Annotated in this window: 17 protein-coding genes; 13 read left to right on the top strand and 4 right to left on the bottom strand. The window is 38.4% G+C overall.

Going from position 1 to position 20,883, the window contains the following annotated elements:
- Together IGJ53_RS12350 and IGJ53_RS12345 are read left to right on the top strand one after the other, a co-directional pair.
- Complete coding sequence (locus tag IGJ53_RS12350; RefSeq protein WP_259741997.1) at positions 1 to 3,129, top strand: AAA family ATPase; 3,129 nt, start codon at positions 1 to 3, stop codon at positions 3,127 to 3,129.
- Between the two features lie 18 nt (positions 3,130 to 3,147).
- Positions 3,148 to 6,342, top strand: coding sequence for a DEAD/DEAH box helicase (locus tag IGJ53_RS12345; protein WP_259741996.1), 3,195 nt, complete (start codon positions 3,148 to 3,150; stop codon positions 6,340 to 6,342).
- A gap of 145 nt (positions 6,343 to 6,487) precedes the next feature.
- Here the strand turns inward: IGJ53_RS12345 and IGJ53_RS12340 are convergent, their stop codons facing one another.
- The gene (locus IGJ53_RS12340; RefSeq protein WP_002309968.1) at positions 6,488 to 7,195 is read right to left on the bottom strand and encodes an HAD family hydrolase; all 708 of its coding nucleotides are present in this window, start codon (positions 7,193 to 7,195) and stop codon (positions 6,488 to 6,490) included.
- A 764-nt stretch (positions 7,196 to 7,959) separates the two neighbouring features.
- Here IGJ53_RS12340 and spxA point away from each other — a divergent pair.
- The 4 genes from spxA to pepF all read left to right on the top strand — a co-directional run bounded on the left by spxA (position 7,960) and on the right by pepF (position 12,426).
- The gene (gene spxA, locus IGJ53_RS12335; RefSeq protein WP_002296384.1) at positions 7,960 to 8,358 is read left to right on the top strand and encodes a transcriptional regulator SpxA; all 399 of its coding nucleotides are present in this window, start codon (positions 7,960 to 7,962) and stop codon (positions 8,356 to 8,358) included.
- A gap of 330 nt (positions 8,359 to 8,688) precedes the next feature.
- Entirely contained in the window at positions 8,689 to 9,342 is a 654-nt protein-coding gene (locus tag IGJ53_RS12330) for an adaptor protein MecA (protein ID WP_010732871.1), read from the top strand.
- Positions 9,343 to 9,439: 97 nt separating this feature from the next.
- Positions 9,440 to 10,438, top strand: a complete 999-nt coding sequence (locus IGJ53_RS12325) for a competence protein CoiA (protein WP_259741995.1) — start codon at positions 9,440 to 9,442, stop codon at positions 10,436 to 10,438.
- A 179-nt stretch (positions 10,439 to 10,617) separates the two neighbouring features.
- Complete coding sequence (gene pepF, locus IGJ53_RS12320) at positions 10,618 to 12,426, top strand: oligoendopeptidase F (protein WP_086311457.1); 1,809 nt, start codon at positions 10,618 to 10,620, stop codon at positions 12,424 to 12,426.
- A 71-nt stretch (positions 12,427 to 12,497) separates the two neighbouring features.
- Here pepF and IGJ53_RS12315 read toward each other — a convergent pair whose 3' ends face one another.
- Together IGJ53_RS12315 and IGJ53_RS12310 are read right to left on the bottom strand one after the other, a co-directional pair.
- Entirely contained in the window at positions 12,498 to 13,175 is a 678-nt protein-coding gene (locus IGJ53_RS12315) for a ClpXP adapter SpxH family protein (RefSeq protein ID WP_010732874.1), read from the bottom strand.
- Positions 13,176 to 13,292: 117 nt separating this feature from the next.
- A complete protein-coding gene (locus tag IGJ53_RS12310; RefSeq protein WP_259741993.1) occupies positions 13,293 to 13,871 on the bottom strand; it encodes a CYTH domain-containing protein in 579 nt (192 codons plus the stop codon).
- A 130-nt stretch (positions 13,872 to 14,001) separates the two neighbouring features.
- Between IGJ53_RS12310 and IGJ53_RS12305 the strand changes: the two genes are divergently transcribed.
- The 4 genes from IGJ53_RS12305 to mgtE are packed head-to-tail and all read left to right on the top strand — an operon-like array spanning position 14,002 to position 17,761.
- A complete protein-coding gene (locus IGJ53_RS12305) occupies positions 14,002 to 14,709 on the top strand; it encodes a GTP pyrophosphokinase (RefSeq protein ID WP_002309982.1) in 708 nt (235 codons plus the stop codon).
- A complete protein-coding gene (locus tag IGJ53_RS12300; RefSeq protein WP_002315658.1) occupies positions 14,684 to 15,481 on the top strand; it encodes an NAD kinase in 798 nt (265 codons plus the stop codon). Before IGJ53_RS12305 ends, IGJ53_RS12300 begins: the two co-directional genes overlap by 26 nt.
- A 1-nt stretch (position 15,482) precedes the next feature.
- On the top strand, positions 15,483 to 16,382 hold the full coding sequence (locus IGJ53_RS12295; protein ID WP_010732876.1) for an RluA family pseudouridine synthase: 900 nt from the start codon (positions 15,483 to 15,485) through the stop codon (positions 16,380 to 16,382).
- A 17-nt stretch (positions 16,383 to 16,399) separates the two neighbouring features.
- Positions 16,400 to 17,761, top strand: a complete 1,362-nt coding sequence (mgtE, locus tag IGJ53_RS12290) for a magnesium transporter (protein WP_002315660.1) — start codon at positions 16,400 to 16,402, stop codon at positions 17,759 to 17,761.
- Positions 17,762 to 17,821: 60 nt separating this feature from the next.
- On the opposite strand, the gene IGJ53_RS12285 is transcribed toward mgtE, so the two are convergent.
- Positions 17,822 to 18,463, bottom strand: coding sequence for a copper homeostasis protein CutC (locus IGJ53_RS12285; RefSeq protein ID WP_259741992.1), 642 nt, complete (start codon positions 18,461 to 18,463; stop codon positions 17,822 to 17,824).
- 108 nt (positions 18,464 to 18,571) lie between these two features.
- Here IGJ53_RS12285 and IGJ53_RS12280 point away from each other — a divergent pair, with 108 nt between their 5' ends.
- The 3 genes from IGJ53_RS12280 (at position 18,572) to IGJ53_RS12270 (ending at position 20,870) form a co-directional block, all read left to right on the top strand.
- Positions 18,572 to 19,438, top strand: a complete 867-nt coding sequence (locus tag IGJ53_RS12280) for a methyltransferase domain-containing protein (RefSeq protein ID WP_098042026.1) — start codon at positions 18,572 to 18,574, stop codon at positions 19,436 to 19,438.
- Positions 19,439 to 19,658: 220 nt separating this feature from the next.
- On the top strand, positions 19,659 to 20,162 hold the full coding sequence (gene trmL / locus IGJ53_RS12275) for a tRNA (uridine(34)/cytosine(34)/5-carboxymethylaminomethyluridine(34)-2'-O)-methyltransferase TrmL (RefSeq protein ID WP_002328916.1): 504 nt from the start codon (positions 19,659 to 19,661) through the stop codon (positions 20,160 to 20,162).
- A gap of 48 nt (positions 20,163 to 20,210) precedes the next feature.
- Positions 20,211 to 20,870, top strand: coding sequence for a histidine phosphatase family protein (locus tag IGJ53_RS12270; RefSeq protein ID WP_010732878.1), 660 nt, complete (start codon positions 20,211 to 20,213; stop codon positions 20,868 to 20,870).
- Positions 20,871 to 20,883 lie beyond the last annotated feature (13 nt).

Below are 20,883 nucleotides of genomic sequence, written 5' to 3'. Positions count from 1 at the left end.
ATGAAACCGAAAAAATTAAAACTTAAAAATTTTGGTCCTTTTATCAATGAGACCGTTGATTTTTCACGATTGACAGAAGCACCACTTTTTTTGATCAGCGGGAAGACAGGAGCAGGAAAAACGACGATTTTTGATGGGATCACTTTCGCACTTTTTGGTGAAACTTCCGGAAGACTTCGTTCTGGAAAAGAGATGCGTTCCTTGTTTGCTACACCAGAAGAAGAAACAAGCGTGACTTTTTCTTTTGAACATCAGCAGATGAGCTATGAAATCGAACGAAAACCAGAACAAGTTTTAGCGAAACGAAAAGGAAACGGAACAAAAAAACAGGCAGCTAAAGTAATGTTGACCATTTTTGATGGGAAAGGAAAAGAAATAAAACAAATCACAAAACGTACAGAAGCAGACCAGTTGATCAGAGAACTGATGAATCTCGATGCGAAACAGTTTTCCCAAATCGTTTTACTGCCCCAAGGAGAATTCCGTAATTTTTTGGTTTCATCAAGCAGTGAGAAAGAGACTGTTTTACGTCATTTGTTCGGTACTCAGTTTTTCCAACAGTTCAATGAGCGATTAAAGGAAAAAGCAAAGCAACAGCAACAAAAACTAGATCATTTAGAGCAAGAACTTCATCTTCTGCAAAAAAGATTTGTTTTAGTCAAAGAAGAGGAAGCAGCAGCGGGGTTTGAAGCCGTTCTTTCCCAATGGACAAACCATCAGGCCATACTAGAAAAACAAATCGCTGAAGAAAAAGAAGTTTTAGCAGACTATCAGGAGAAACAGAAACAATTAGAAAATTCCTACTATCGTTTTGAAACCTTGAAAAAAAGCTATGAAGAAAAAGCGACATTACTAAATAAGCAAAAGAAATTAGCCACTCAAAAAGACGAAATAGAGGAAAAGAAACGATGGATTGGGTATTATGAATTTACACAACGCTTAATTGAACCAATCCAGCACCTGAAAGAAATAAAAGCTGAAAAAATAGAACTGTCACAAAAAAGCAGTGAACAAACAAAGAAACTAGCGGTGACTACGCAACATTATGAAGAGTGGCAAAAAAATGAAACAGACCGCATACATCGGCAAACAAAAATCAAAGAAGCTGCTCAACAATTGCAAAACAAACAGATGATGGTACCGATTGTCGAAGCCTTGCGTAGTAAAAAACAAGAAGCAGAACAATTAAAACATTCATTAGATAAAGAAGAAACGAACGCCGAAAAGCTACATCAAAAACAGGCTATTTATCAGGAAAGAACTCGAATTCTTCAAGAAATCTTATTGGATCAGGAAAAACTGCAGGAAGATCGTCTTGCTTTTGGACAGTTAAAATATCTAGATGAAAAACAGCAGGAAATAGAACAACAAAAAACAAAAAGCATCGAATCACTCGAACAGATAAGAGAAGAGCTCAAAAAAGCAGCCGAAGAAACAACAAAAAATAATCAGCGATTGAAACAACAGATAGAACAAGCAGAACAGCTGAAGAGCCAATGGGCAAAGCAGCAAATTGCTCGTCTTCAGCTTTTTTTGCGTCCGGGGGAACCATGTCTGGTTTGTGGGTCGACAGAACATCCCGTACAACAATCAAAACATGAACAGCCAAATAAGGAAGATATCTTAAAAGTAGAGCAACAACTGGCAGAAGCTGAGTCAGCTGTAGAAAGAACCCAGCAAATCATTGCCAAAAATGAAGCATATGAAAATAATCTTCAACAGCAATTATCTGATTTAGAACAAAAAATCATGGAAACGAATATACAACTAGCTGGACAAGAAAAACACTTACAACAGGCTTTGCAACAGGCATTTCCTGCGATAACAGAACAAAAAACAACAACTGCTCTTACAGTAATCGAACAATCTTTAGATAAACGAAAAAGCAAGATAGCCAATGCAAGAGCAGAACTGGAAGAAATAAGCCAACAAGTAGAAAAGATTGAGCAGCAATTAGCTGTCTACAAGCAGCAACAGACAGCAAAAAATAATCAGCTTCAACAACTGCAAGGCGAAATCAAAAGTTTAGAAAAACAATTACAAGATACGGATAGCAACTGTTTAGAAGAAGAGATACGACAACTTGAAAAACAGTTAGAAGAAGACTCGAACCAACTCGCTGCTGAACAGAAAGCAGGAATGCAATTGTTGCAAGATCTGCATATGCTTCGGACACAACTTGATCTTCAACAGGAACAAATAGAAAAAACAGATGAAAAAATAGAAAAAGAACAGCAAAGAATAGCTGAAAAGCTGGAAAGCCAATCGTATTTTTCAACAACTGAGGAAGTCTGTGCATTCGCACAACAGCAAGCACAATACGAAGAGAACCAGCGCATAATCACTACTTATCATGAAGCACAATTAGTGACAGCTGACCGACTACGTCAATTAGAAAATATCCAGCTGACGGAGATAGTTCCAGATACAGAAGAGATCAGCCAGCAATTGGAAGAGATAAGAGAGATGATCGAAACAAAGCAAGAAAAGATATACAGTTTACAAGAACAAAAAATCAATAACCAGAAAATCTACGATGAATGTCTTTCGATTTATCACACAAGCCAGACGCAATTAGATGAACTTACGCAATTACAGCAGCTTTCGCAAACATTCAACGGAGAAAATCCTAAGAAGACTAGTTTAGAACGGTATGTGCTTCAAGTTTATCTACAAGAAGTGTTACAAGTAGCAAATGATCATCTCCAACGTTTAACGAAAAATCGTTATCAGTTTGAACTAGCGGATACGATCGGCAGTTATCGAGGGAAAACCGGATTAGAAATCAATATCTATGATGATCAGGCAGGCATGTCTCGAAGCGCGCATACGCTGTCTGGTGGTGAAAGTTTTATTGCAGCACTTTCTTTAGCATTAGCCCTTGCGGATGTGATCCAGACACAAGCTGGTGGGGTAGCAATCGATGCATTGTTTATTGATGAAGGTTTTGGGTCATTAGATGAAGAAGCTTTGGAAATGGCGATGGAAGCTTTAGAAACGATTGAAAGTGAAGGAAGAATGATCGGGATCATTAGTCATGTAAGAGAATTGAAAGAACGAGTATTACAGCAAATAAGAATTGATACAGAAGGTAGCGGACAAAGCAAAATACGCTATCAACTTGGATAAAAAGGGAGATTGGTAACTATGAAATGGAGTATTCCGGAAAAAGTCATTGCACGTGGGCGTCAATACTTGCAAGAAGGCCGAGTGTTATCGGTTGTCCCTGACCAAGAAGAAAACGTGTGGCATGCAGAAGTCTTGGGCAGTGAATTGTATATGGTTGATTTGGATGGGACAGCAAAAGAGATAGATTACTGCCAATGTCCATATTGGGAGGAACATAAATATTGTAAGCATACAGTTGCTGTGGAACTTTACTTACGGTCGAAAAATCTATCTCGTATCATGAAAAAAGACCAGCCGATGTTAGAACCGGTAAAAACAACAAGTGAAGGAGAAATCATTGCAAAAGGTTTTTCTCGTCTAAAAATACAAAAAAATCCTCAAGCGGTGCAACCCTTGATTATTGAATACCAAGTAGAAACGATTGAGACAAATCAGTATCATCCAGAGCTTTCTATTTTGGCGCTTTACTTACGTATCGGTTCTTTGGCATCGCCGAAAAAAACATATATCGTAAAAAACATCTATGATTTTTTACAGGCTTACACAGAAAAAGAAACCTACACAGTCAATAAGCAGTATCAGTTTCGTCTAGATAAACGGGCTTTTCAAAAAGAAGATCAAAAAATACTCGCTCACCTTGCAGGAAGTGCCCAAACGCATCAATTATTAGGCACGAATGGCTTGCAAGTCAAAGGGAAACTAGACAAAAGATACCTGCTTCTCCCAGTAGAACAAGCCCGCTTCCTGCTAGAACAGATGAATCAGACGACACGTTTGCATCTGCAGATAAATGAACAAAACGATCAAGGAATCCAATTTTCTGATCAAAACAAGCCTTTATCATTCAAAGTGGAAAAACAGGGAGAAGATTACTTGTTACAAGCATTAAATGATTTTGATTTTTTCTTTATGCATTATCAGTGGGGACTTATCCAGGGAGTATTCTATTCTCTAACGAAGCATCAACAAACAGTTTATCAAACTTGGAAACAATTGATTCGCCGATTGGATAAACCAGAAGTAGTATTCAAGAAAAAAGAACTACCGGCCTTGTTTAAAGAAATCATTCCTCTTCTTTCGGAGATTGGAGACGTAGTGGTTGCCTCTGAAGTAGAAAAGGAAGTAGCAGATATTCCAGTCGAATTTATTTTCTTTTTCCGAAAAGCCAAAGGAAAAATCCAAGCTCGAGTCGATTTCGTCTATGGCGAAGTCATCTATTCGACCGATCCAAAACATGAGATCTCGGCCAAGCAGGACTTTCAGGTGCTGCGTGACAGAGCTGAAGAAAAACGAGTCCTTGATTTATTCAGGATGTATCGCTACCAGAAAAATGAAACTGGCTATGAGCGTCCGTTGCCAAGCGGGGAGGAGCTGTATGCCTTTTTCCGCACAGAACTATCTGTTTTCCGTCAGTTTGGTGAAGTCAGACTTGGCAGAAAGTTGCGGGAGTTGTATTTAGATGCGCATAAACATCAACCGCAAATCGAAGTAACCGAGACTGGTTCATGGCTTGATATTCGGTTCGACGTATCGGGGATAGAAGAGCAAGAGATTGATCATGTACTGCAAAGCTTGTTGCGAAATGATGCTTTTTATACATTGGAAAACGGACAGGTTCTTTCTTTTGATTCAGAGGAATTCCAACAAACAAGCCAAGTATTGCAACAATTACGAGAGTCAATACGTTCAGAAGAAGGGACGATCCATGTACCTAAGAATCAAGGACTGATCATTCAAAATCAATTGGAAAAAAGCAATGCTACTTTTAGCGAATCGTTTCAAACGATGGTCCAAGATCTCATTCATCCAGAAGGGTATCAGGCACAACTTCCCAAAGGATTGAATGCAAAGATGAGAGAGTATCAGAAGCAAGGATTCCGATGGTTGAAGATGTTAGGCCATTATCAGTTTGGCGGTATCTTAGCCGATGAAATGGGACTTGGGAAAACACTGCAGACGATTGCCTTTTTACTTTCGGAAAAAGAAGAACGGGAAAGCTTTTCTGCTTTGATCGTAGCGCCGGCCAGCTTAATCTACAACTGGCAGGCAGAGGTAAAAAAATTCGCTCCTTCTTTGAGTATCCAAGTAATCAATGGGAATAAAAAAGAACGGGAAGAATTGCTGGCTAAAGACGCAGATATTCGAGTGACCTCTTATGCCAGTTTGAGACAAGATTTAGCTGATTACCAATCACAAAAAATTGATTATTTGATCCTTGATGAGGCGCAAATGGTCAAAAATAGTAGTACGAAAACTGCTCAAGCATTGAGAGAATTAGCTGTGCCTCAGCGATTTGCATTAAGTGGGACACCAATCGAGAATAATTTAGAAGAATTGTGGTCATTGTTTGCAACAATCATGCCAGGATTTTTCCCAACCAAAACAAAATTCAGAGAACTTGCCGCAGAAGAAATTGCGCAAATGATCCGACCGTTCATTTTACGGCGAGATAAACAAACTGTGTTGAAAGACTTACCAGAAAAAACAGAAATGAATCTATATTCTGCACTGACAGAAGAACAAAAGACCGTTTATTTAGCTTACTTGCGTCAAATGCGTGAAGAAATCTCGTCAATGGATTCTGAAGCATTCAAGAAAAACCGGATCGGGATACTAGCAGGTCTGACAAGGTTGCGTCAAATTTGTTGCGATCCTCGTCTGTTTATTGAAGATTACCAAGGCGGTTCTGGCAAACTCGAACAAGTAAAAGATCTATTAGTCGCTGCCAAAGAAAACAAACGCAGAGTTCTGCTGTTTTCTCAATTTACAGGTATGCTTACTATCTTACAAGAAGAGTTAGCCGAGCTGGGGATCTCAACATTTTATTTAAGAGGCAGTACAAAACCGCAAGATCGATTAAGTATGGTAGATGCATTTAATGCAGGCGAAAAAGATGTTTTCCTGATTTCTTTAAAGGCTGGGGGAACGGGACTGAATTTGACAGGAGCAGATACGGTCATCTTGTATGACCTTTGGTGGAACCCTGCAATTGAAGAACAAGCTGCTGGTCGTGCGCATCGAATCGGACAGAAAAATGTGGTAGAAGTATGGCGTATGATTTCTGAAGGAACGATTGAAGAACGAATGGATTCGCTCCAACAAGAAAAACGCGAACTGTTCCAAAAAGTGATCCAAGGAAATGAAGAACAGCTGACAAAACTGACTGAAGAAGATATCCGCATGATCTTAAGTGTAGGTGAGATTGAGAAGTAAGAGATTCGAAACAATCGTTCAGTAGTGGATAAGAAGATCTTTCGAAAAAAGCAAGTGTTTAGTTGATTTAAGGAATAGCAAGGAAGTTGGGTTTCCGTTTTAACCCGATTTCCTTGCTATTATTTTTTGTTTTTATTTATAGGAGTTAAGCAAAGATTGTCTTCATTGTTTCTAATAGCTGATCAAAAGAAGAAATCTCGATATCGCAAATAGGTGTCTGGTCGATTTTGCGTTCTCGATGGTTGAACCAAAGTGCTTGCCAGTCGGCACTTTTTGCACCTAAAACATCATTGTCATAATTGTCGCCAACATATAGAGTCTCTCCTGGAAGCATATGAAATTCTTTCTCAGCAAGCTGGAAAATCTCTTTTTCTGGCTTTTGGAACCCTGTTGCTTGAGAAACCAGCATGTTGTGGGAAGGAATCCAATTATTCAATTGAAGTTGTTTTAATTTTTTTGTCTGATGGTCAGTCGGTCCATTTGTGATAATTCCTAATGGGACATTTTTTTCCTTCAAGAAGTCAAGTGTTTTTTTGACCTCCTCATGCAAACAGATATTATCAAGTTCTTCCTCGTAAATTTTTTGAAATAGGAGACCTTCTTCTTCTGTGATGTGAGGGTAGTCTAAATCTTTTAGTGATTGGCTGATTCGATGTGCTCGCATATATTCTAGCGTCCACTCTCCTGCCATTACTTTTGGAAAGTTTTCATCACTATGATGACGGAATCGGATATATAGTGGATGCATATCTTCATCTGAAACAAGCGGCACGACTCTTTTTACCGCGTTTCGAAATGGCTGTTGCTGATCATACATTGTATCATCAACATCAAACACAACTGATTTAATCAAAATTTTACACGCCTTTCGGTTTTCATTGATTTTTTCACAAATCCTTGACTATTGTAACAGAAAAAATTATCTAAAAAAGCTGATAAATAAAGGTTTTTCTTACTATATTTCTGTTTCCTTGACAGAATAAGGTTTTTAGATTTCAGTTTTTTTCACTAAAAATCATGAAACACGTCAATAGGTTTGATGAACAAATTAATCATTATTGTGTAACTCGGTTGGTTTATTTTAATGCAATCTCTGAGGAATTTTCGAAAGGTTTATTTTTTTAATACAGTCTCAATATAACTATTCAAACATAAAATAACGTTATTTAGTTTATTTGTTTGTAGTAAATTTTATCTAGTAATCATTGCTTTAAAATATTCCGCTTATATAACAGAGAAAATAAGCGTTATAATAAAGAACAATATTATCTAAAATGACAAGAATCATTACTATCAAAGAAATAAAAAACATAAAAAATCTTAAGAAATCGGTTTCATTTGTGTTTTTAGATAAAATAATAGTACAGTTTTATTGGCTGTTTCATCGTCTTATAAAATTTGAATTAGATTTGAAAACTCTAATTTTTAAATGATAGAAAAAGCAAGAACGCTGGTTTTACTGTATATTAACCTTAGATAACTTTCATTTTTTTAAAAAAATTATGAAAAAAAGGTAGCTATTTAAAAGTTGATTATGTATAATAGAAACAGATGGGAGATCATTATGATCTTCTGTTACAAAAAAGTGATTCTTATCACGAAAAGGAGTGGTGCACGTTGTTAACATTATATACTTCCCCAAGTTGTACTTCCTGCAGAAAGGCTCGTGCGTGGTTGCAAGAACATCAGATTCCATTTGTTGAACGTAATATTTTTTCAGAACCATTGAACAGTTCTGAATTAAAAGCGATTTTACAAATGACAGAAGACGGAACAGAAGAAATCATCTCGACACGTTCCAAAGTATTCCAAAAACTGAACATGGATTTAGATGATCTGCCGTTACAAGAACTATTGGAACTTGTGCAAAACAATCCTGGATTGCTTCGCCGTCCAATCATGATTGATGATAAACGTCTACAAGTTGGTTTTAATGAAGATGAGATTCGTCGATTCCTGCCGCGCGATGTACGACAATTAGAATTGCGTCAAGCACAATTGATGGCTGGATTATAGAAGATAAAATGAAACTTGGAAAAACTATTATAATGATAGTTTTTCCAAGTTTTTTTGTTTTTATAAATAGCGTTCTTTATTGTGGGCACAAAAAAAGGTGTGAGAGTGGTCATGGTATGAAAAACAGAAGTGATTGATTAGCTAAAAAGTCGGCTATATAGTATTCATCTCCCAAAAATGTTATAGTTAAATAAGATAGCTTGAACGATTGAAAAAATCTGCTGGTTTTATTAAATTCATTTAACAGCGGGATTTTTTTTCTTTACATTTAAGCTGATTTCGCTACAATGAATCTATATTGAACATTGCGGCAAAGTGAGGTGTAGCAAAATGGAAATGGAACATATTAATGAAAATACGATCCGTGTACTGATAGGTCATGAAGATTTAGAAGAACGGGGCGTTTCATTTTTGGATTTACTTGGCAATCACAAAGAAATCGAAAATTTCTTTTATAGTATTCTGGAAGAAGTTGATATCGAAGAGGAGTTCCGAGGAAGCGAAGCTGTCACTTTCCAAGTTTTGCCAAAAGGAGACGGATTAGAACTGTTTATCAGTAAAAACCTGCCAGAGGAAGAAATTTCTCAATCAGAAGATTCTGCTGTTGATTCAGAAGACGTGAGCGAATTTCTCCGTCAGCAAATTATTGGTAGCGATCCGGAAGAAGAATTATCTGGAAGCGCCCTAGAAGAACAGGAAAGACAAGCAATTTTTGCTTTTGAAGATTTTGAGCAAGTGATCCAGCTGGCAACAGATGTTGAACTAGAGTCTGCTTGGACTGATTTGTACTTATTCGAAGAGCGTTATTACCTAGTCGTTCATTTCTGGATGGAGAATCTCAACCAAGCGGATGTAGAGAATCAGATTGCTCGAATTTTGGAGTTTGCAGAAAAGAGCGATCGTACACCAGAAACACTGAATGAGTATGGAAAGTGTCTGATGGCGCGTAATGCTATCGAGCGTACGAAATTTTATTTTGTATAAATCACCATTATAGTAAGAGCCATATCGATCATATATCGATATGGCTCTTTTTCGTGTAAATAAATTGCTAGACGTAAATAAGTTCAGAGGGAGAAAAATGCTGCTTGCGATGAATGAATATCATGAATGCTGTCCTGCTAAATATGCAGAAAAAGAGAAAACGTATTATTGTCGTAGTTGTCGGAAAAGAGTGGTTTTGAAAAAGGGAAAGAAGAAATGTGCTCATTTTGCCCATCGAAAAACCGACAACTGTTCGGTTTTTAGTGAGGGGGAATCAGAAGAACACTTGCAGTTAAAGGAATGTTTCATGGATTGGCTGGGACAGTCAGCAGAACCTGCATTTTTGGAAGCCTATTTGCCAAGATTGAGGCAGAGACCAGATATTTTATTGGCTAATCTAGCATTAGAAATCCAATGTTCTAGGTTGTCTCATCAGAGATTTGTTGAAAGAACCAAAAGTTATTTGAACAACGGTTACCAAGTATGGTGGATACTTGGTCATTCTTTTCTTGGACAACGGCAATTTTCATTGATAGAAAAAAGTTGCTGCTATTATAATAGAAAAAGGGGGCTACATTGCTGGAAAGCTGACCTTAAGAACCAAAAACTTTATTTATATCATCATATTACAGAGACTGTATCAGGTCGCATTTCTTTTTTCAGTAGCTGCTGGACTTTTTCTGGTAATGATCTTAAAAAAATATTTACTAATAATGAAATCAAAATAAATCAGATGAAGAAAACAGACAAGTTAAGCGAGGATGTGAAGAAGTGGCTGGCGCGCCAGCTGATTTACAAACAAAAAAATACAGTATCCATACAAGAACAGTGCTACTTGCGTCACAAGCACCTTCTGTATCTACCACCGTGGATCTATCAAAACAGTCGGTTTTTCTTTTATTTACGAGAACAGGTTTTTCTTTATCGAATGTTGTACGAAGAATCCTTAAAACAACAGAAAATACCTGATTTCAGCTCATGGTTTTGCCAAGTAAAAGAATATAAAATGAAGTGGCTTTTCCCTATGATTGAGGAAGAGATGGTCTATCGGCAATTTTTTGATGAATGCACACGTTTGTCCTCTTGGAAAATATAGTAAGTATAAAAATAGAACAGGAACCGGTTTTCTATGTAAAACAAGTTTCAGTTGTGCTAAAATTGATAGAAGCAGACACATAGATTAGTAGTAGAAAAATCAGATGCTGTAACATGTGGATGTTAGACAATGATCTATTTTGATAGACAGAGACAAAGGGATAAAAAGGAGTGGATTTCATGGAAGTAAAGCAGTTGCCAAAACGCGAAGAATTGCCTGAAAATTTAACTTGGGACTTGACCAAGATCTTTTCAAGCGACCAAGAATTTGATGAGAAATATCTAGAATTATCAGAAAAGTTAAAAAAATCTGAAAAATACAAAGGAACACTTGATCAAGGCGCTTCTCAATTTCTTGATGCGATTGAATTTGTGTTGAGTGTTTATCGCCAAACTGAAATCATTTATGTCTATGCGCACCTTAAAAACGATCAAGATACTGGGAATACAGAATATCAAGCGCTTTATGCAAGAGCAAGTAGTTTGTTTTCAAAGGTTAGTGAAGCTGTTTCCTGGTTTGAACCAGAAATATTGCAGTTATCAGATGAACGGATTTGGCAATATTTCAAAGAAGAACCGAAGTTAGAAGTCTATCGTCACTATATCCAGCAAATAGTAGATAATCGTGCCCATGTTTTATCTGCCGAGCAGGAATCGCTTCTTGCAGGAGCAGGTGAAATCTTTGAGGCTTCAAGTGATACATTTGCTGTTTTGAATAATGCAGATTTAGTTTTCCCAACGATCGAAGGAGAGAATGGTGAAAAAGTCCAATTATCTCATGGCGTGTACGGTCAGTTGCTAGAAAGCACGGATCGAAGTGTTCGCGAAGCCGCATTTAAAGGGTTGTACAGTGTTTATGAACAATTTAGAAATACGTTTGCTTCTACTTTAAGTACGCATATAAAAGGACATAATTTTAAAGCAAAAGTTCGTAATTACAGCTCTGCCAGAGAAGCATCTTTGAGCAATAATCATATTCCTGAAAGTGTATACGACACTTTGGTAGATGTAGTAAATAAGCATTTGCCTTTGCTGCATCGATATATGGAATTACGGAAACGTTTATTAGAAGTGGAAAAACTGCACATGTACGATCTTTATACACCGGTCTTAGGAGAAGCTCCAATCACCTTTACGTATGAAGAAGCAAAAGAGAAAGCTTTGGAAGCACTGAAGCCAATGGGCGAAGAGTACATGACTATTGTAGAAAAAGCATTCTCTGAACGTTGGATCGATGTTGTCGAAAATAAAGGAAAACGAAGTGGTGCCTATTCTTCGGGAAGCTATGACACAAATCCATATATTTTATTGAATTGGCATGATACATTGGATCAGTTGTTTACGCTTGTCCACGAAATGGGACATAGTGTCCACAGTTATTTCACACGGTCGAACCAGCCTTATGTATACGGTGACTACTCCATCTTTTTAGCAGAAATTGCTTCGACAACGAACGAAAATATCCTAACAGAATATTTATTGGAAACAGAAAAAGACCCTCGCGTCCGAGCTTATGTGCTCAACCATTACTTGGATGGATTTAAAGGAACAGTTTTCCGCCAGACACAATTTGCTGAATTCGAGCACTTCATGCATACGGAAGATGAAAAAGGTGTGCCATTGACTAGTGAATATCTAAGTGATAGTTATGGTAAATTGAATGCAAAATATTATGGTCCGGCAGTCGAAGAAGATCCAGAAATCAAATTTGAATGGTCACGGATCCCGCATTTTTACTATAATTACTATGTCTTCCAATACTCGACTGGTTTTTCTGCTGCTTCAGCGTTGGCGAAAAGAATACTTAGTCAAGAACCAGATGCGCTAGAGAACTATTTGGCTTATCTAAAAGCTGGTAACAGTGATTATCCTGTTGAAGTGATGAAAAAAGCAGGAGTAGATATGACACAGGCTGCGTATATCGAAGATGCAATGTCGATGTTTGAACAACGACTAAATGAATTAGAAGAATTGATTGATCGTTTATAAGATTTTTGATTTTTTCGAATAGAAACGAAAAAAATACGTCGGCTCTCTTGTAAGGGAGTCGACGTATTTTTTTAATTAGAAAGCAAGTGTAAATGGCTAGTTCGTGAATGGAACTGAGAATCATTTGTATGTAAATGTTCACCATTAAAAACTTGATACGAGTTATCTGTTGTTTTACACAGCTCTTTGATTCTCCAAAGGCTGCTTGTGCCTTCTACTTCTACTAAAACACCAAAATCACGATCGCAAGCGTAATTGTAAACGACTGCGGAAGGATGTTTCGTGATGCCCATTTCTCGAGCAATTTTTTGATCGGAAAAGAATACTTCTTTAACAAAGTCAGATTGCCGATCTTCTTTAAACATATTCAAATCGCCGCCAATCTCTTCAAATATCGATTCAGCAAGTGCGTGAGAATATGGTATGTTATTGCAGCCGACTGCTTCTTGCAGTTTGATCAAAAAACGGCGGCCTTTTTTCTTTCCTTGGAATTGAGCCGCTTTGCAGTCTAATGCGGCAGAATAAGTCATTGAGAATAAGTGGTTACGTTTCTCAAGATTGTTTTGAGAAATTCCTTTTTGTTGCATGACATCCCCAATTGTCTGCAAATTGACCAAAGGAAGAAAGCGAAATTGCATCTTTTCTTTTGATGGTGTTCCGTACTCTTCTTCAATAAATTGTAATAACTTTTGCTCCATTTCGAAACAATATTCCCCTAAAGGATTAACAAATAAATAGATTTCGATCATATGAATCTCCCCCAAAATAGATTCTATACAACTAGTGACTAGATTCTTTCACATCCTATAACTTAACAGAAAAAAGTAAAAAAATGAACTCAAGTGCCTTGTGAAAATGAAAGGTTTCTAATTTTTAGCCTCAAGCATACGTTGGATCTTGTTCTTAGCAGGACGATAAGGCAAAGAAAAACGTTTTAAAAAATTTATAAAAGCCATTTTTCCCGCAGATGCATCCCCCCCTACCTCTAGTTCTAGTTCAAAATCGTGAAGATTGTCTCCCCAGCTTTCATCGATAGCTAAAAGTCCTTCTTCAATGGGAAACTCAGCCCGTTTTGTTGTAAGCTTTCCTGTTTGGATCAATGAAGCAGGATCGATATTCAAATCAGAAAGTTTTTGAAAAACTGCGCCCGAGCGAGGCAAACGTTTTTGAAAGATGAATGCTTCTGCTTCTTCTGTTATAAAGGTATCCGTCGTTTCGAGACGCCCTTCCTCAGCAGGTGTTTTTAATGTATATTCAGCTTGATGACCAACGAAACGGATCCGTAAACCACAATTTTGTTTCTTCAGCTGTTCATCAACGGTATCGAAGTAAATATTAGTCTGTACATGGAAATCATTATCTCTTAATTGATAGTGAGCGATGAATATCTCGTACTCTTGCTTTGTCAGCATAGATTTATATTCGATTTCAAGCATTTGCGTCATTTGATCGACTCCTTTTTGTCTATTTTGCCTAATTTTCTTTTTTTGGTCAATGCATAAATCAAGAGTACGAAAAAACTTTGCATATATGGTAGAATAAACAATGAATGTTAATGAAGTAGAGGTATCAGCTATGGAACGAGATTGGGAAGCATTTTTAGCACCATATGAACAAACTGTATCAGAATTGAAAGTGAAACTGCGGGGAATCCGTAAACAGTTTCGTGAACAAAATCGTCATGTTCCAATTGAATTTGTCACTGGGAGAGTCAAACCAGTTGACAGTATCGTAACAAAGTCACAGTTACGTCATATTCCGATGGGACGCTTAGAAGAAGAAATGTCTGATATTGCCGGCTTAAGGATCATGTGTCAGTTTGTAGAAGATATCCATCAAGTTGTTGAGATTATCCGTAAAAGAAAAGACATGAAAGTTCTTCAAGAACGGGATTACATCACTAATAAGAAAGCAAGTGGCTACCGTTCGTATCATCTGGTGATCGAGTATCCTGTACAGCTGATCAGTGGTGAGAAGAAAATTTTGGCGGAAATCCAAATACGGACCCTTGCGATGAATTTCTGGGCAACGATCGAGCATTCGCTGAATTATAAATATCAAGGCGTTTTTCCAGAAGAAATGAGCGAACGACTTCAGCGTGCGGCAGAAGCTGCGTATCAACTGGATGAAGAGATGTCCAGTATCCGTGAAGAAATCCAAGAAGCACAGCGATTGTTCTCCCATGGAAGAGGAAAATCAGATGATGTCTACTATCGAACGCTTTTGAAGAAAGAAAGCGAAAGAGAGGAGGCAGGGGATGAAAGTAGCGATCGTTCACAATAAAGAAGCAAAGACCATAGAAGTGGCTGAGCGTTTGAACACACTATTAGAACAAGCTGGGATCCAGCGAGATGATCATGAACCAGAATTGGTCATCTCAATTGGTGGAGATGGCACATTATTATCGGCATTTCATCACTACAGTCATTGTCTGAATGACGTGCGTTTCTTAGGCGTGCATACAGGTCATTTAGGGTTTTATACTGATTGGCGAGATTACGAGCTGGAAGAACTAGTAGACAGCTTGCGAACAAATCGGGAACAAAGTGTCAGCTATCCCTTGCTGGATGTTCGGATCAGTTATTTGGATGAAACGCCTGATCAGCATTTTTTAGCACTAAATGAATCAACGATTAAACGGGCCAATCGTACGATGGTAGCCGATGTATACATTAAAAATGAATTGTTTGAAAGTTTCAGAGGAGATGGATTGACAATTTCTACACCCACTGGTTCGACTGCCTATAATAAAAGTGTCGGCGGTGCAGTGATCCATCCTAGTATCAATGCCTTTCAATTGGCTGAGATTGCTTCGCTGAATAATCGAGTGTTTCGTACTTTGGGTTCTCCAATCGTGATTGCCCATGATGAGTGGTTGGAAATAAAATTGGAAAATACAGAAGATTATCTTGTAACGGTTGATCAATTGAATGTCGCAAAAGCAGATATCCGTTCTATTTATTATCGAATAGCAGAAGAACGGATCCATTTTGCTTCTTATCGACATATGCATTTTTGGCATCGCGTGAAAGATGCCTTTATTGGTGAGGATTAATATGCAGTTTACATGGGATTATGAGAAAGATCATTCTCAGCAGGTAAAATATTTTTTAAAAGAAAAAGGGATCTCAAAAGGTCTGTTAGCGAAAATAAAATTTCAAGGCGGTCAAATCAAAGTCAATGATCAAGTAGAAAATGTCTTGTTTTCTCTAGCCAAGGATGATAAGGTAACCATTGTGATTCCTGCTGAAGGAGAACATGAAACCGTACTTTTGGACGAAACGCCGATCGATATCGTGTATGAAGATGAACATGTTCTGGTAGTAAACAAACCAGCAGGCGTTTCGTCCATTCCTGCCCAATACCATCCAAATGGGACAATGGCTAATCGTGTAAAGGCTTATTACAAAAAACAAGGGTACGAAAACCAAGTAATCCATGTAGTTACACGACTAGACCGTGATACGTCTGGCTTGATGCTTTTTGCCAAGCATGGGTTTGCGCACGCGAAATTAGACACGCAACTTCGTGAAAAGAAGTTTGTAAAAAAATATCAGGCATTAGTCAGTGGAATGCTTTCAAATTTATCGGCACATGGACATATCGATTTGCCGATTGCCCGAGATTATTCTTCGCTACTGAAGCGAATGGTCTCTGATGAAGGACGTTCTGCACAGACGGAGTACTGGATAGAGAAGCGACTAGCAGAAATCGCGTTAGTTGATATCCAGTTGCATACAGGAAGGACACATCAAATAAGAGTTCATTTTTCCGCCATTGGCTGTGCACTGCTCGGTGATGATATGTATAGCGGACGAATGGATCTGGGAATAAAAAGACAAGCCCTTCATTGTTATGATCTGCGTTTTTACCACCCATTTACAGAAGAGCTGCTGGAGTTCAAGCAGCCTTTAGCCGCAGACATGGAGGCAGTTGTGAGACGGTTTGAAGAATAAGGCGAGGTGAGATTGGTTTGGATGAAAATCAAGAATTAGAGGAAAGATTTGCCCAGTTGACTCAAGATTTAAGGGAAAATAATATTCAGGCATTCAGAAACAGTTTTTTAGAGATGCATATCTATGAGCAGGGGCAGTTCTACCAATCTCTTACAGAAGAGAACAGGCAGCTGATCTATTCCTATCTGTCGCCTAAAGAATTAGCGGATATGTTCGATGTGATTGAAGAAGACAACGAACATATGAAAGAATATCTGGATGAGATGCGTCCTAGCTATGCAGCGGATATGCTTTCTGAGATGTATACAGATAATGCTGTCGATTTGCTTAATACGTTAGATAAAAAGCAAATTGCTAAATATTTAAGTTTGATGTCTGCAGACGATGCCAGTGAAATCAAGGAATTGCTCCATTACGAAGACGAAACAGCTGGTGCAATCATGACTACTGAATTTGTTTCGATCGTAGCAAATCAAACCGTTCGCTCTGCGATGTATGTGTTGAAGAATGAAGCAGATGTTGCTGAAACAATCTATTACATCTATGTCGTTAATCAAGAAGGTCAACTAGTGGGGGTTATTTCTCTACGCGACCTAATCGTGAATGATGATGATGCTATGATTTCTGATCTGATGAGCGAGCGGGTGCTTTCAGTTCATGTAGGCGACGACCAAGAAGATGTGGCACAAACATTCAGGGATTATGACTTCTTAGCTCTTCCTGTCACCGATTATGATGATCATTTGTTGGGAATCGTCACAGTTGATGACATCATTGACGTTATTGATGATGAAGCTGCCAGCGATTATTCAGGACTTGCCGGGGTCAATGTGGAAGAAATCAATGAAAATCCAGTAAAGGCAGCATCTCGACGTTTGCCTTGGCTAATCACTCTGTTGTTTTTAGGTATGTCTACTGCTTCCTTAATCAGCCATTATGAAGACTTGGTAAGTGAAGCGAGCATTTTAGCGGTCTTCATTTCGCTGATCACAGGAACAGCTGGTAATGCTGGAACCCAGTCGCTGGCTGTGGCTGTCCGTCGACTTGCAATCTCTGATGACAAAGATCACGGGTTTGTCCGACTTGTTTTGGCTGAAGTCTTGACCGGCGTCGTAACAGGAGCTGTTACAGGGATTACGATTTTTCTGATCGTGGGCTTTTGGAAACATAATTTTATCTTAGGGTTTGTGATAGGGATGGCCATGTTGTTTGCGATAACAGTGGCGAATCTTGCAGGTAGTTTGATTCCGATGCTGATGGATCGTCTAGGATTTGATCCAGCGGTAGCAAGCGGTCCATTTATCACGACCTTGAGTGATTTGACAAGTGTACTGATTTATTTCAATATTGCCTCTTTATTTATGGGGTATTTTATGTAAAAAGCAAAAACATTGGCAACAAGCAGTATACTTGTTGCCAATGTTTTTTTGTTTATAAGATTATGGCTGAAGTTCAACGATTTTAGTTCCGTGGACTTCACTCACGTTTAATTCTTTAGCTACATGTACTGCATTCGCTGCTGTTACGCCACCACCGGGCAAAATGATCAAACGGCCATCTGCATAGTCAATCAATTCTTTGAGCCGTGGGAAATGTTCTTCAATCGTTTGATCAGCAGGGCCTCCATGCGTCAAGATACGGTCAACACCGTGCGCTGCTAGCCAATCGATTGCTTCAAATTGCCGTTCTTCAGGAATACTGTCAAAAGCCATATGGAAGGTGATCTGTACGCCTTCTGCGGTTTCGATCAATAGTTCCAATGCTTCTTCGTCTAGCCATCCTGAGGGAGTAAGACAACCAAAAACTACGCCATCCGTCCCTAATTTCTTTGCTTCAATCAAATCAGTATGCATAATTTTCAATTCGATATCGTTATAGACAAAATCGCCCCCTCTAGGACGGATAATCGTCATTACAGGGATATTTTTTTCCCCTGCGTAACTTAATGTTTCTTCGATCACACCAGTACTTGGGGTCGTTCCGCCGACCGCTAAGTTGTCACATAATTCGATTCGGTTAGCTCCTCTGGCAATTGCCAGAGGAATAGATGTGTAGTTTTCAGCACAAAATTCTTTGATCATCTGATCTTCTCCTTTGTCTTTCACTTTCTTGTAGGCATTGTATCATATTTTTACCAGTTGCCAAAGTGAGCATCTAACGGTAAGATAAAACAGAAATGAGGGGGAACTATGTTAAAAAAAATTGACCGAGGACGCCAGTTTTTGGCAGAAAAACATCAGCTGTTCCGCTGTCCAGTTTGCCAAGCAGAGGCAGAAAAGTCTGATAATGGCTTGATATGCAAAAATAATCACCGTTTTGATCTGTCCAAAAAAGGAACACTTTACTTTTTATCCCACGCAGTTAAAACAGAATACGATCAAGAAATGTTCGTTCCAAGGCGTAGAATGATCCAATCAGGCATGTATCAGCCTGTTATTGAGACTATCGCACAGCATTTGCCTGATGAAGTCTCGCTATTAGATGTCGGCTGTGGAGAAGGAAGCTTCTTGAATGAACTTTCAAAATTGAAAAAGATTCAAACTGCTGTTGGATTTGATATTTCAAAAGAAGGGGTCTATGCAGCTACGGAACAATCTGTCGAGGCATTTTGGTGTGTAGCGGATTTGACCAATTTGCCATTTGCTGATCAGACATTTAACACGATCTTAAATATCTTTTCGCCTTCTCATTACCAAGAATTTCAACGTGTACTGTCAGAAGATGGAGAGGTGCTGAAGGTAGTGCCGCAAGAAAATTATTTAAAAGAACTGCGTCAGGCTTTTTATCCGAATCAACCTGAAAAACAAAGCTATTCCAATGATCGTGTAGTCGCAAAGTTTACTGAATCGATGAAACTAACTGAACGTCAGCGTGTGACCTATGAATTTGAGATACCAGAAGAAAATCGAAAAGATCTTTTAGCAATGTCGCCCTTAGAGTGGCAAGTGGAGGAGGAAATCAAAGCAGACTTGTACAAGAATCCTTTGAATAAGATTACAATTGACATAGAATTATTAAAAGGAACTAAGAGAAAACGGTTTTCTAGTAGTTTTTAAAGAGTAGAGGTTGCAAAAGTAAGTTGAGGGTGTTATAGTAGCAACAAGTTGTTTTTTCATTGGTTTTTATCAGGTTCCTGTTCTGATAAAAGTTAGTGAGAAGAGCTTCACTAACGTAACGACTCGCAGTGACTGACACCGAGTTGATACGTTTTTTTTTATGCAAAAATCAAATTGTCAGAAAATAGAAACGAACATAAATATGAGAGGAATGATCCTGATGAATCATATCGTTTTATTCGAGCCGTTAATACCTGCAAACACCGGAAATATTGCCCGTACGTGTGCGGCCACGAATACGCCGCTTCATTTAATTGAGCCCCTAGGTTTTTCAACGGATGACAAACATCTGAAACGAGCAGGGTTAGATTATTGGAATGATGTAAATATTACTTATCACAGTGATTTAGAAGCTTTTTTAGCATTTTTAGGTGATCGTAAACTACACTTGATCTCAAAATTTGCCCATAAGGTATACAGTGAAGAAAATTTTGCTGATGGAGAAGAGCACTTCTTTTTATTTGGAAAGGAAACAACTGGCTTGCCAGAAGCGTTTATGCGTGAAAACGAGGAAAAGTGTTTGCGCATCCCTATGAATGATGAGCATGTTCGTTCATTGAATTTATCGAATACAGCTGCAATGATTGTGTACGAAGCACTTCGTCAGCAAGGATTCCCTAATTTAGAATTAACGCACCATTATGAAAATGACAAGCTGGATTAGACAGTTTATTATAGAGTAAAATAAAAGTAAGACAGGAGTTTGCTGCGTATGGAACTATATTTTACCCGACATGGGAAGACACAATGGAATCAGGAAAGACGTTTTCAAGGGAGCAATGGCGATTCTCCGCTTTTGCCTCAAAGTTATGAAGAAATCAAAGCATTTGGGAAAAAAGTAAAATATGTTCCTTTTAAAGCAATTTATTCCAGTACAGCAAAACGAGCACGCGATACAGCAGAAGGTATCAATAAAGAGCTTGCTCGTCCGGTAGAGATTTTTTATACAGATAAACTGCGAGAACTAGGGCTAGGTACTTTAGAAGGACAATCAATCGATGAAATGTATCAGAAATACCCAGATAATCTGCCGAATTTGCGTAATCACTTAGATCTATATGATCCTTCTCCTTTTCATGGAGAAACGATTGAATCAGCAATCACACGTATTGAAACTGTTGTAGCGGATGCGGTTGCTCAACATAAAAACGGACCTCTTTTATTCGTAGGTCATGGGGCCTCATTAACTGCTGCCATTCAATGGATGACAGGGAAAGAGCTAAGTGAGTTGCGGGAAATGGGCGGTTTGTTCAATAGCAGCCTGACGATTTTAGAGACTGAAGAGCCTTGCAAATTATTGCCGTATGAACTGAAAGTATGGAACCAAACAGATTTTTTAGGAACTGAAACAGCACCAGAACCTTTACTATAGAAGAAGGAGGCGG

Source organism: Enterococcus sp. DIV1283b (assembly GCF_051710965.1).
Taxonomy (GTDB): domain Bacteria; phylum Bacillota; class Bacilli; order Lactobacillales; family Enterococcaceae; genus Enterococcus_B; species Enterococcus_B lactis.
This window is presented reverse-complemented; position numbering and strand designations above follow the sequence as displayed.

Excerpts from the sequence above, each read along its gene's own strand:
- IGJ53_RS12350 (WP_259741997.1), top strand. The coding sequence starts at position 1 with ATGAAACCGAAAAAATTAAAACTTAAAAATTTTGGTCCTTTTATCAAT.
- IGJ53_RS12345 (WP_259741996.1), top strand. The coding sequence starts at position 3,148 with ATGAAATGGAGTATTCCGGAAAAAGTCATTGCACGTGGGCGTCAATAC.
- IGJ53_RS12330 (WP_010732871.1), top strand. The coding sequence starts at position 8,689 with ATGGAAATGGAACATATTAATGAAAATACGATCCGTGTACTGATAGGT.
- IGJ53_RS12325 (WP_259741995.1), top strand. The coding sequence starts at position 9,440 with ATGCTGCTTGCGATGAATGAATATCATGAATGCTGTCCTGCTAAATAT.
- pepF (WP_086311457.1), top strand. The coding sequence starts at position 10,618 with ATGGAAGTAAAGCAGTTGCCAAAACGCGAAGAATTGCCTGAAAATTTA.
- IGJ53_RS12315 (WP_010732874.1), bottom strand. The coding sequence starts at position 13,175 with ATGATCGAAATCTATTTATTTGTTAATCCTTTAGGGGAATATTGTTTC.
- IGJ53_RS12310 (WP_259741993.1), bottom strand. The coding sequence starts at position 13,871 with ATGACGCAAATGCTTGAAATCGAATATAAATCTATGCTGACAAAGCAA.
- IGJ53_RS12305 (WP_002309982.1), top strand. The coding sequence starts at position 14,002 with ATGGAACGAGATTGGGAAGCATTTTTAGCACCATATGAACAAACTGTA.
- IGJ53_RS12300 (WP_002315658.1), top strand. The coding sequence starts at position 14,684 with ATGAAAGTAGCGATCGTTCACAATAAAGAAGCAAAGACCATAGAAGTG.
- IGJ53_RS12295 (WP_010732876.1), top strand. The coding sequence starts at position 15,483 with ATGCAGTTTACATGGGATTATGAGAAAGATCATTCTCAGCAGGTAAAA.
- IGJ53_RS12285 (WP_259741992.1), bottom strand. The coding sequence starts at position 18,463 with ATGATCAAAGAATTTTGTGCTGAAAACTACACATCTATTCCTCTGGCA.
- IGJ53_RS12280 (WP_098042026.1), top strand. The coding sequence starts at position 18,572 with ATGTTAAAAAAAATTGACCGAGGACGCCAGTTTTTGGCAGAAAAACAT.
- trmL (WP_002328916.1), top strand. The coding sequence starts at position 19,659 with ATGAATCATATCGTTTTATTCGAGCCGTTAATACCTGCAAACACCGGA.
- IGJ53_RS12270 (WP_010732878.1), top strand. The coding sequence starts at position 20,211 with ATGGAACTATATTTTACCCGACATGGGAAGACACAATGGAATCAGGAA.